This is a genomic window from Solirhodobacter sp., from assembly GCF_964715405.1.
Genome location: NZ_CBAICG010000069.1, coordinates 1 through 10,702, shown reverse-complemented (window position 1 = coordinate 10,702; position 10,702 = coordinate 1). Strand labels below are relative to the sequence as shown.

The 10,702-nt window shown below is 68.1% G+C and carries 10 protein-coding genes and 1 pseudogene; 5 read left to right on the top strand and 6 right to left on the bottom strand.

Translation table 11 applies throughout. The features are described 5' to 3' along the window. Window positions 1-300: hypothetical protein (locus AC11WY_RS18510; protein WP_482928226.1), on the top strand; the 300-nt coding region annotated here is incomplete at its 5' end. A 138-nt stretch (window positions 301-438) separates the two neighbouring features. On the opposite strand, the gene AC11WY_RS18505 is transcribed toward AC11WY_RS18510, so the two are convergent. The 3 genes from AC11WY_RS18505 to AC11WY_RS18495 form a co-directional block, all read right to left on the bottom strand. Beyond that, the gene (locus AC11WY_RS18505; protein WP_482928224.1) at window positions 439-1,368 is read right to left on the bottom strand and encodes a class I fructose-bisphosphate aldolase; all 930 of its coding nucleotides are present in this window, start codon (window positions 1,366-1,368) and stop codon (window positions 439-441) included. A gap of 107 nt (window positions 1,369-1,475) precedes the next feature. Continuing rightward, window positions 1,476-3,104, bottom strand: a complete 1,629-nt coding sequence (locus tag AC11WY_RS18500) for a hypothetical protein (protein ID WP_482928222.1) — start codon at window positions 3,102-3,104, stop codon at window positions 1,476-1,478. Window positions 3,105-3,180: 76 nt separating this feature from the next. Further along, entirely contained in the window at window positions 3,181-4,374 is a 1,194-nt protein-coding gene (locus tag AC11WY_RS18495) for a phosphoglycerate kinase (RefSeq protein ID WP_482928220.1), read from the bottom strand. 132 nt (window positions 4,375-4,506) lie between these two features. On the opposite strand from AC11WY_RS18495, the gene AC11WY_RS18490 reads away from it, so the two are divergent. After that, a complete protein-coding gene (locus tag AC11WY_RS18490; protein ID WP_482928218.1) occupies window positions 4,507-5,016 on the top strand; it encodes a peptidylprolyl isomerase in 510 nt (169 codons plus the stop codon). Next, window positions 5,009-5,644 (top strand): peptidylprolyl isomerase, encoded by a 636-nt coding sequence (locus AC11WY_RS18485; protein ID WP_482928216.1) that lies wholly within the window; start codon window positions 5,009-5,011, stop codon window positions 5,642-5,644. Before AC11WY_RS18490 ends, AC11WY_RS18485 begins: the two co-directional genes overlap by 8 nt. Window positions 5,645-5,814: 170 nt before the next feature. Here AC11WY_RS18485 and tyrS read toward each other — a convergent pair whose 3' ends face one another. After that, window positions 5,815-7,074 (bottom strand): tyrosine--tRNA ligase, encoded by a 1,260-nt coding sequence (gene tyrS, locus AC11WY_RS18480; protein ID WP_482928230.1) that lies wholly within the window; start codon window positions 7,072-7,074, stop codon window positions 5,815-5,817. A gap of 76 nt (window positions 7,075-7,150) precedes the next feature. Between tyrS and AC11WY_RS18475 the strand changes: the two genes are divergently transcribed. Beyond that, window positions 7,151-8,245 (top strand): anhydro-N-acetylmuramic acid kinase, encoded by a 1,095-nt coding sequence (locus tag AC11WY_RS18475; protein ID WP_482928228.1) that lies wholly within the window; start codon window positions 7,151-7,153, stop codon window positions 8,243-8,245. Between the two features lie 87 nt (window positions 8,246-8,332). On the opposite strand, the gene rarD is transcribed toward AC11WY_RS18475, so the two are convergent. Next, a complete protein-coding gene (rarD, locus tag AC11WY_RS18470) occupies window positions 8,333-9,247 on the bottom strand; it encodes an EamA family transporter RarD (protein ID WP_482928214.1) in 915 nt (304 codons plus the stop codon). A gap of 98 nt (window positions 9,248-9,345) precedes the next feature. Then, window positions 9,346-9,774, bottom strand: a pseudogene (locus tag AC11WY_RS18465) (cupin domain-containing protein). A gap of 61 nt (window positions 9,775-9,835) precedes the next feature. Between AC11WY_RS18465 and AC11WY_RS18460 the strand changes: the two are divergent. Further along, the gene (locus AC11WY_RS18460) at window positions 9,836-10,612 is read left to right on the top strand and encodes an SDR family NAD(P)-dependent oxidoreductase (protein ID WP_482928212.1); all 777 of its coding nucleotides are present in this window, start codon (window positions 9,836-9,838) and stop codon (window positions 10,610-10,612) included. Window positions 10,613-10,702 lie beyond the last annotated feature (90 nt).

Genomic DNA, 10,702 nt, shown 5'->3' with positions numbered 1-10,702 from the left:
AGAAATAGTTCACGCCGCGTCTGCTTCTTCTTCATCGCGTCGCGAAGACCGGGAAAGGCGGGCTGTTTCGACATCGGCAGGGCTCCCTGGAGGCTTGCCCAAGTCTACCAGATCACGCCGAAAGCGGGAGGTTTTTCAGACGTTCCTTATGTGTCGGATGGAATTGCGCGCCACAGCCTTCAACAGTTCATGGTCGGAGCCGACACAGGGACCGCAACAAATGGACCATTCTTGGTACAAGATGTTGAAAAAGGAACGGCAAAGCTCAGGATTATCCCAGGCAGCGGCAAAATTACTTAGAAGCGCGATGATGACCCACCTACGCATCACTCACCCCCTTCCGGGGTTGGTGCGCTTGATACATAACTCCGAAAATACTCTCGGGGGTGAATGCCCGAAGGGCAGAGGGGGCAGACAGCCCCCTCCCTGGGCTGGCCCTCAGGCGCGGCCCTTGTAGATGTCGACCAGCTTGCCCAGCATCGCCAGCGCATCCTCGCGTGACCGCTGGAACGAGTTGCGCCCGATGATCGAGCCGTTGCCGCCGCCGTCGCGGATCGCGCGGGCGTCGTCGTAGACCGAATCCTCGCCCTTCTTCGCGCCGCCCGAGAACACCACGATCCGCCGCCCGGCAAAGCTTGCGTCCATGCAGTGCTTCACCCGTGCCGCCTGGGTGGCGATGTCGATCTTCTGCGCCTCGTAGACCTTCTTCGCCTCGGGCAGCATCAGATGGTCGGTCGACAGCTTGATCTTGATGACATGGGCGCCCAGCAGGGCCGCGATCTGCGCCGCATAGGCCGCCACGTCGATCGCCGTCTCGCCGTCCTTGCTGATCGCCTCGCCGCGCGGGTAGGACCAGATCACCGTGGCAATACCCTTGGCGGCGGCCTCGCGGCGCATCGCGACGATCTCTTCGTACATGTCGAGTTGCAAGTCCGAGCCCGGATAGATCGTGAAGCCGATGCAGGCGCAACCCAGCCGCAGCGCGTCATCCACCGAGGCCGTCACTGCCTGGTTCTTGCCCGCCGTGTCGCTCATCAGCGAGTTGGCGGAGTTCACCTTCAGGATCGTCGGGATCTGCCCGGCAAAGGTGTCCGCCCCGGCCTCGATCATCCCCAGCGGGGCCGCATAGGCGTTCAGCCCGGCGTCGATCGCCAGTTGATAGTGGTAGTGCGGGTCGTAGCCCGCCGGGTTGGGCGCAAAGCTGCGCGCGGGCCCGTGTTCAAAGCCCTGATCGACCGGCAGGATGATCATCTTGCCGGTGCCGCCCAGCTTGCCGTTCATCAGCATCCGGCAAAGGTTGGCCTTCACGCCGGGCGTCTCGCCCTCGTAATGGCTCAAGATCTTCTGCACTACCCGTGTCGCTCTCATGTCCGATATCCTTGCTCGTGTTGGTGGGCCGCGGCCGGTTTAGGAAGCGGCGCGTCGGCTTGCAAGCGCGGTGGCGGGAAAACCGGCCCGCCGCAGCCGTGATCGGCCTATTTCGGCCCGAATGTGGTGCCGAGGTCGCGCGTCACCCATTCATGCAGCGCCGCCACTTCCATCGGGGCGCGGGCGGCGGCCCAGGCGGCGTCGGCGGCGGGTCCGTGCAGGTGCATCCGGCGGTCGATGCTGTCGCGCAGGTCGGTGGCGGCCGGATCGCCCGCCGCGGCGGCAAGCGAGGCCCAGAACCAGGCCAGCGGATAGGACCGCGTCTCGGTCTCGCCGGTCATGCGCGCCAGCGCCGCGGTGCGCAGGGCCGAGACCGAGGCGAAATCCGCATCCGACAGCGCCGACACCCCGGCCAGCACCCCTTGCGCATCCAGCAGCGCCCCGGTGTCCAGCGTCTCCTCCAGCCCGTCGAGCACCGCGGTGGCGCCATCCTCGCCCGCCGCGGCGGCGACCAGCGCCTGATGGTAGGCGGCGGCGGGGTCGCTCTCGGCCAGGGCCCGCGCCAGCGTCAGCGCGGCCTGCGTGTTGCCCGCCTGCGCCAGCGGCTCCAGCAGCGCGCGGCCCTTCTCGACCGACTTCGGCGCACCGGTGCCGGTGATCAGCGCGGTGCCCACGGCAAGGCGCTGGTCATCCGAGGTGTCGGCATCCCCGGCCAGCGCCCTGGTCATCATCGCGGCCTCGATCAGCGGGGCCTTGGCGTCGGAATGCGCCTGCACCGTCGGGCGCAGGTCGTGGAAGGCGGCCCGCGGGTCGTCGAAGAAGGTCGAGGTCAGCCGCACCTCGCTGTCGGGCAGGGTGGTTTCGATGACGATCTGGTCCTTGGCGGTCATGAAGCGCGCGACCTGGTGACCGGCCTGCAACACGAAGGTCTTCTGCTCTTCGGTCAGGGTCTGGTCGGGCGTCCGGCCCGCGGTCGTGTCGGCGGCGGCATTCGCCTCGCCGATCACCTGCGTCAGCCCGACGGTGACGCCGGTCGCCAGCGCGGGGCCGGACATGTCGGGCGGCAGCAAGTTCTTCACCCTCTCCCAGCCGCCCTGATTGACGATCGTCAGGCTGGCATCGGTGAGGTAGGCGGCCACCGTGTCGCCGGTGTCGCCCGGCGTCGCGTTGGCCGCGAGGTAGGAGAAATGCGCCGACCCGTCCAGCAGCGCCACCTGCGGGCTGTCCAGATGCAGCCGCACCGTGGCCTTGGCCGAGGACACGGTATAGTCGATCTCCACCGTGCCCTGCGCCAGGTCGAGGCTGTCAAGCCCGGCCTTGGTCATCACGTCGCGCGCATCGGGGGCCAGGCAACCGGGCGTCGCCGAACCGCCGATCAGGTTCAGCCGCAGCTTCACCTGATCCCAGTCGCCGGGTTCCGATGTGGCGATGGTGACGCGATCGGCGGTCAGGATGCAGCCGTCGCCATCCCAGGGCACGGCGGGCCAGGCCTTCACGCCGGTCAGCGTGACCTCGCCCGCGATCGGGTCGGGCAGGATGTGGTCGTATTGCAGTTCAACCTTGGTGCGCAGCACGCCGATGCCCGCCTGCACCAGCCGCCGCACCATGTTCTCGGGGGTGAACAGATCCCACAGGCTCGGCCGCGTCTCGGCCAGCGCGGGGGCGGCGAGGGCGACCAGGGTGGCCACCGTCGCAAGGGCGGGCCGGATCGGGCGGGGCAGGCGGGCGAATGACATCGGATCAATCCTTCTCTCCGGGCAATGCTCCGGGATTGTGCAGCCAAATCGCCCGCGCCCCAAGACCGAATCGGGGCTATTTCTCCAGTGCGGCGACGCCGGGCAGCACCTTGCCTTCCATCCATTCGAGAAAGGCCCCGCCCGCCGTCGAGATATAGGTGAAGCTTGCCGCCGCATGGGCCCGGTTCAGCGCCGCCACCGTGTCGCCACCGCCCGCGACCGAGATCAGCTTGCCCGCCTTGGTCAGCGCCGCCGCCTTGGCCGCCGCCGCGTTGGTGGCCGCATCGAACGGCGCGATCTCGAAGGCGCCCAGCGGGCCGTTCCAGATCAGCGTCTTGCAGGCCTCGAAGACCCTGCCGATCTCGGCCACCGTCTTCGGCCCGGCGTCCAGGATCATCGCGTCGGCCGGGCACTTGTCCACCGGCAGCGTTTCGCTGGCCGCGCCCGCCTTGAACTCGCGCGCCACCACGATGTCGACCGGCAGATGGATCACGCAGCCCGCCGCCTTGGCCTTGCCAAGGATATCGCGCGCCGTCTGGGCCATGTCGCGTTCGGCCAGCGACTTGCCGACCTCGACCCCCTGCGCCACGAGGAAGGTGTTGGCCATGCCGCCGCCGATCACCAGATGGTTCACCCTGGTGACAAGGTTGCCCAGCAGGTCGAGCTTGGTCGAAACCTTGGCGCCGCCCACCACGGCCACCACCGGCCGCTGCGGCTTGCCCAAGGCGGCCTCCAGCGCCTTCAGTTCCGCCTCCATCAGCCGTCCGGCGCAGGCGGGCAGCAGATGCGCCAGCGCCTCGGTCGAGGCATGCGCCCGGTGCGCGGCGGAAAACGCGTCGTTGACATAGACATCGCCCAGCGCCGCCATCGAGGCCGCCAGTTGCGCGTCGTTCTTTTCCTCGCCCGCATGGAACCGGGTGTTTTCCAGCAGCACGATGTCGCCGCGCTGCATCGCGGCCACCGCCGTCTTGGCGGGGGCGCCGATGCAATCCTCGGCGAAGGTGATCTTTCGGCCCGGCATCGCGGCACGCAGCGCGGGCAGCAACTGGCGCAGGCTGAACTCCGGATCGGGCTTGCCCTTGGGGCGGCCGAAGTGCGCCAGCAGCACCGGCTTGCCGCCACGCGCGATGATATCGACGATGGTCGGCACGATCTTCTCGATCCGCGTCGCGTCGGTGACATGGCCGTTCTCGACCGGCACGTTGATGTCGACCCGTGTCAGCACGACCTTGCCGGTCAGGTCCATGTCGTCGAGTGTCTTCCAGGCCATTGGTCCCTCCAGATGCCGGTCCTGCCGGTTTGTCTCTTGTTCGCCCCCCCGCGTCAACGGATCGCTGGGGTTTGCCCTTTTCCTTCGCGCCCGGGATGACTAGGTTGCCGCGATAACTCACGGAGGACCATCATGGCCGAGATCACCGACCCGGAAAACACCATCATCGTCACACTGAAGGACGGTCCGGTGCATATCCAGCTTCTTCCCGAGGTCGCCCCCAAGCATGTCGAGCGCATGAAGACGCTCGCCCGCGCCGGCGCCTACGACAATGTGGTGTTTCACCGCGTCATCGACAGCTTCATGGCGCAGTCGGGCGATGTCGAGCACGGCAAGCACGGCGGCGACCTGCGCCGCGCGGGCACCGGCGGGTCGGACCTGCCCGACGTGCCGGCCGAATTCTCCAAGCTGCCGCACGACCGTGGCACGCTGGCGGCGGCGCGCTCGTCGAACCCGAACTCGGCCAACAGCCAGTTCTTCATCAACTTCAAGGACAACCACTTCCTGAACGGGCAATACACGGTTTATGGCCGGGTGATCTCGGGGATGGAACATGTCGACAAGATCAAGCGCGGCGAACCGGCCGCCGATCCGGACCGGATGATCAGCGTGAAGGTGGCCTCGGATGTCGCCAATGGCTAAACGCAACGCGATCATCGCCGGCGGCCTGATGGTCCTCGGCCTCGGGGTTCTCGGGATGGCGCTCTGGTCGCAGAACCCGATGGCCCAGGCCGAGGTCGCCAAGGATGCGGCGCCATTCCAGGACACGCCCGGCCCCAATCTGGTGATCGAGATCGCGGGCAAGGCGCATGGCACGGTTGTGATCGACCTCTTGCCCAAGGTCGCGCCGAAGACGGTGGCGCAGATCGAGGCGCTGGCGAAAGCGGGCGCCTATGACGGGGTGGTGTTCCACCGCGTCATCGACGGCTTCATGGCGCAGACCGGCGACGTGAAGTTCGGCAAGCGCGGCGGCGACCTGAGCCAGGCGGGGCTGGGCGGATCGGACCTGCCCGACGTTCCGGCCGAGTTTTCCAACGTGCCGTTCGTGCGCGGCACGGTGGGCATGGCGCGGTCGAGCGACCCGAACTCGGGCAACTCGCAGTTCTTCATCATGTTCGACAAGAATGCCGACCTGAACGGGCAATACACGGTGTTCGGCCATGTCATCTCGGGCATGGACGTGGTCGACGCGATCAAGCGCGGCGACGGCGACAACGGTGCGGTGACCGGCAACCCGGACTACATGGCGAAGGTCACGGTGACGGAATAGGTCGCGCGCAGCGGCGAGCGCCGGGGGGCTGTCTGCCCCCCGGACCCCCCGAGAGTATTTCTTCCAAGAAGCAAGAAGAACGAAGGTGGCGCGCGTTATTGCACGCTCACCAGCGCGTCGCGCTTGCGCCCGGCGGTCAGCTTCAGCCCGCCTGCGATTTCAAGTGTGCATTAATCCTGTTTAAGTCGCATTACGCCAAACTTCTTCTTCCCGACGGCGACGATCGCCTGTCCGTCTTCGCTAAAGTCGTCGAGCGTAAGGAACCTCGCATTGTGCACGACAGTGCCATTGATCCGTACACTCCCATCACCCATCAGCCGGCGCAGTTCTTTGCCCGATGGGACAAGTCCCATCTCTAAGATGGGTGCCGTGTTGGCCGTTCCCCGGGTCAGACTGGACATTGTAACGACAAAACTTGGCAAGTCGTCGCCCACGCCGCCCTTCTCGAACACCTCGCGCGCGGTCGCCTCGGCGGCGGCGGCGGCCTCGGGCCCGTGCAGCAGCGCGGTGACCTCGTTCGCCAGCGTGATCTTGGCCGTGTTGATTTCGGCGCCTTCCAGCGCGCCAAGGCGGTCGCAGTCCGCCACCGGCAGCTCGGTGTAAAGCTTGAGGAACCGGCCCACGTCGGCGTCGGTGGTGTTGCGCCAGAACTGCCAGAACTCGTAGGGGCTGAGCATGTCGGCGTTCAGCCAGATCGCGCCCGACTGCGACTTGCCCATCTTGCGGCCGTCCGAGGTGGTCAGCAGCGGCGAGGTCAGCCCGTAGATCTCATGGTCCAGCACCCGGCGGGTCAGGTCGATGCCGTTGACGATGTTGCCCCACTGGTCCGACCCACCCATCTGCAACAGGCAGCCATAGCGGCGGTTCAGTTCCAGAAAATCGTAGGCCTGCAGGATCATGTAGTTGAATTCGAGGAAGCTGAGCGACTGCTCGCGGTCCAGCCGGGATTTCACCGACTCGAACGACAGCATCCGGTTGACCGAGAAATGCCGCCCGATGTCGCGCAGGAAATCGAGGTAGTTGAGCGCGTCCAGCCACTCGGCGTTGTTCACCATGATCGCATCGGAGGCTCCCGAGCCGAAGCCGACATAGGCCGAGAACACCGCCTTGATGCCCGCGATGTTGGCGTCGATCTGCGCGGGCGTCAGCAGCGGCCGTTCCTCGGCCCTGAACGACGGATCGCCGACCTTGGTGGTGCCGCCGCCCATCAGCACGATCGGCTTGCCACCCGTCTTCTGGAGCCAGCGCAGCATCATGATCTGGATCAGCGAGCCCACGTGCAGCGAGGCGGCGGTGGCGTCGAAGCCGATGTAGCCCGGTACAACGCCCTTGGCGCAAGCCTCGTCAAGCCCCTGATAATCGGTGCAATCGGCCAGAAAGCCGCGTTCGATCATCACGCGCAGGAAGTCGGATTTCGGGTGGTAGGTCATCGGGGTTTCGTCCATTCTCGGGCTCGGCGCCTTCTATAGCGGCGGCCGGGCGCGAGGGGAAGCAATCTTGCAGGACATGGGCGCGATCCGGGCGGTGGGCACCATGTCGGGCACCTCGCTCGACGGGGTGGATGCCGCCGTGGTGGTGACCGATGGCGTGACCATCGAGGGCTTCGAGCAATCCGACTACCGCCCCTACAGCGAGGACGAGCGCGCCGTGATCCGCGCCGCGCTGGGCCGCTGGCCCGGTGGTCCGGGGGTGCGCGAGGCGACCGAGGTGGTGGAAACCGCCCATGCCGAACTGCTGAGCCGGTTCGAGGATGTCGAGCTGGTGGGCTTTCACGGCCAGACCCTGGCGCATGACCCGCGCGGGCGCGGCACGCATCAGATCGGCGACGGCGATGTGCTGGCCGGGGTGCTCGACCTGCCGGTGATCTGGGATTTCCGCTCGAACGACGTGCGGCTGGGCGGGCAGGGCGCGCCGCTGGTGCCGTTCTACCACTTCGCGCTGGCCAAACGGCTTGGCGCGGTGGCGCCGCTGGCGTTCCTCAACCTTGGCGGCGTCGGCAACATCACCTGGGTCGACGCCACCAAGGACCGGCCCGAGGCACCGGGGGCGCTCCTGGCCTTCGACACCGGCCCGGCGAATGCGCCGATCAACGACCTGATGCAGGCCCGGCGCGGACTGGCCGAGGATCAGGACGGCGGGCTGGCCGCGACCGGCATGGTGCACGAGGACGTCGTGGCGGCCTTCCTGCGCGATCCCTGGTTCCGCCGGGTGCCACCCAAGTCGCTGGACCGCGACGCCTTTCGCGGCCTTCAGGTGGCGGTGGCCGAACTGACCGACGCCGACGCCGCCGCCACCCTGACCGCCTGCGTCGCCGCCGCCGTGGCCGCCGCGATGGAGCATCTGCCCCGCCCGCCAGAAGGGATGCTGGTCGCCGGGGGCGGGCGCCACAATGCCACGCTGATGGCGATGCTGCGGGCGCGGCTGCCGTTCCCGGTGCTGCCGGTGGAAGACGCCGACCTCGACGGCGACATGCTGGAGGCGCAGGCCTTCGCCTTTCTCGCCGTGCGCGTGCTGCGCGGCCTGCCGACCTCCTGCCCCGGCACCACCGGCGTGGCGGCGGCGGTCGGCGGCGGCCGGATCAGCCGACCCTCGGGCGGCTAAGGCGATTTGCGTTTATCATGAATCAGAATTCGCCCCAAGACTTGGGCGAATTCTGATGTCCTCGTGTCAGATAAAACCCAATTCACTCTAGACCCGCGCGGCCCGCCGACGCGCCTGGTGCAGCATGGACCCGGTATAGATCGCCAGCGCCACCCAGATCATCGGAAAGGCGATCATCCGCGCCTGCCCGAACGGCTCGCCGAACAGGAACACCGCGGTCAGGAAGATCATCGTCGGCGCGATGTATTGCAGGATGCCGATGGTCGACAGCCGCAAAAGCTTGGCGCCATTGGCATAGATCATCAGCGGCGCCGCCGTGATCAGCCCGCAGCCGACCAGCAGCAGGGTATCGGCGGTGCCGGTGCCATGCAGGTGGCTCTGCCCGGTCGCCTCCAGCCAGGCCACATAGCCCAGCGCGACCGGCAACAGCAGCGCGACCTCGAGGAAGAAGCCCTGGTTGGGCCCGATGGGAAGCTGCTTCTTTAGGAACGCATAGGCGCCCCAGGTCACCGTCAGCCCCAGCGCCACCAGCGGCAGGTGCCCGGCCTCCACCGTCAGGATCGCCACCGCCAGCGCCACCAGCGCGATCGCGGCGATCTGGATCGGCTTCAGCCGCTCGCGCAGCAGCACGGCGCCCAGAAAGACGCTGAACAGCGGGTTGATGTAGTAGCCCAAAGCGGCATCGAGCGCGTGGCCCGACACGATTGCCCAGACATAGATGCCCCAGTTCACCGTGATCAGCGTCGCCGTCACCGCCGCCATGCCCAGCATCCTGGGGTTGCGGATCGCCGCCCGCAGGTCCGCCGTGCGCCCCAGCGCGATCAGCACCGCGCCCGCGACCGGCACCGACCAGATGATCCGGTGGGCGATGATCTCGGGCGGCGGAATATCCGCCATCGCATGCATGTAAAGCGGCAGGAACCCCCACAGCAGGTAAGCGGTGATCGCGAAGGCCAGCCCGCGCGGGCTGTCCTCGTTCGGGCGGTGGGTTGGGGTGGTCATGCTTGGCCTTTCAGGATCGGCCCCGGCCTAGCCGATCGTGCCGCCCGCCGCCAATGCAATGTTGTGGCCCGCCGCATCGCGGGCCGTGATGGGCCTGATCACCCGCGCGGAATCGCGAAGCCGGGCGCGGCCAGCGTGAACCCGTCGAAGCGAAAGCCGGGGCTGACGGTGCAGCCCACCAGCGACCAGGCGTCCATCGAGCGCGCTGCCTGCCAGTGCTGCGGCGGCACGATGACCTGCGGCTGATCGCCCGCCAGCACATCCGGCCCCAGCCGGTGATCCGTCGCCGGGCCCGCGTCGCGCGCCGCCAGTGACAGCACCAGCGGCGCGCCCGCGTGGAAGTGTCAGATTTCCGCCGCATCGACCCGGTGCCAGTGGCTCCGCTCGCCCGCCTGCAACACGAACAGGATCGCCGTCCCGCTCGCCCGGCCCGCCACCTCCGGCCCGACCCAGGTCTGGCGGTACCACCCACCCTCGGGATGCGGCTGCAACCCCAGCCGCGCGATGATCGCCTCCGCCTCCGTCATGGCTTCCCCTTTCGCTCGACCCCGCGCTAGGCTGGCGCGGAACCGGCGGGAGGGCAAGGGCATGGCGGGCGTTCAGGGGCGGGTGGCGCTGGTGACAGGGGCGGGCAGCGCCGACGGCATCGGTTTCGCCTGCGCGCGGGCGCTGGCGGCGGCGGGCGCCCGCGTCGCCATCACCGCCACCACCGCGCGCCTCTTCGAGCGGCAGGCGGTGCTGCCCGGCGCCCATGCCGCGCTGGCCGACCTGACCCGGCAGGAGGATGTCGATGCCCTCATCGCGGGGGTCGAGGCCGCGCTCGGCCCGATCGACATCGTCGTCAACAACGCGGGCATGGCGCAGACCGGCCACGATCTGCCCGCGCGCGCCCTGCGCGATCAGACCGACGAAGGGTGGGAGTTCGGGCTTGCCATCAGCCTGACCTCGGCCTTCCGCGTCACCCGCGCGCTTGTGCCCGGCATGCGCGCGCGCGGGCATGGCCGCATCATCCAGATGTCCTCGGTCACCGGCCCCGTCGTCGGCATCGCGGGTTCCACCACCTATGCGGCCGCCAAGGCCGGGCTGATGGGCCTGACCCGCGCGCTGGCGATCGAGGAGGGCCGCCACGGCATCACCGCCAACGCCATCGGCCCCGGCTGGATCGCCACCGCCTCCAGCAGCGAGGCGGAACTGACCGCCGGCCGCTTCACCCCGGTCGGCCGCCCCGGCCGCCCGGAAGAAGTCGCCCACGCCGCCCTCTTCCTCGCCGCCGACGAAGCGAGCTACATCACCGGCCAGTTGATCGTCGTCGATGGCGGCAACACCGTGCAGGAATACAAGGTGGCGCTCCCCGGCCGGGAATGACAAAGGGGCAGGCTCCCATGAAAGCCCGCCCCATTCTTCCGTTCTCAAGTATCCCGCGGGGGTCCGGGGGCGCGAAGCCCCCGGCCTTGG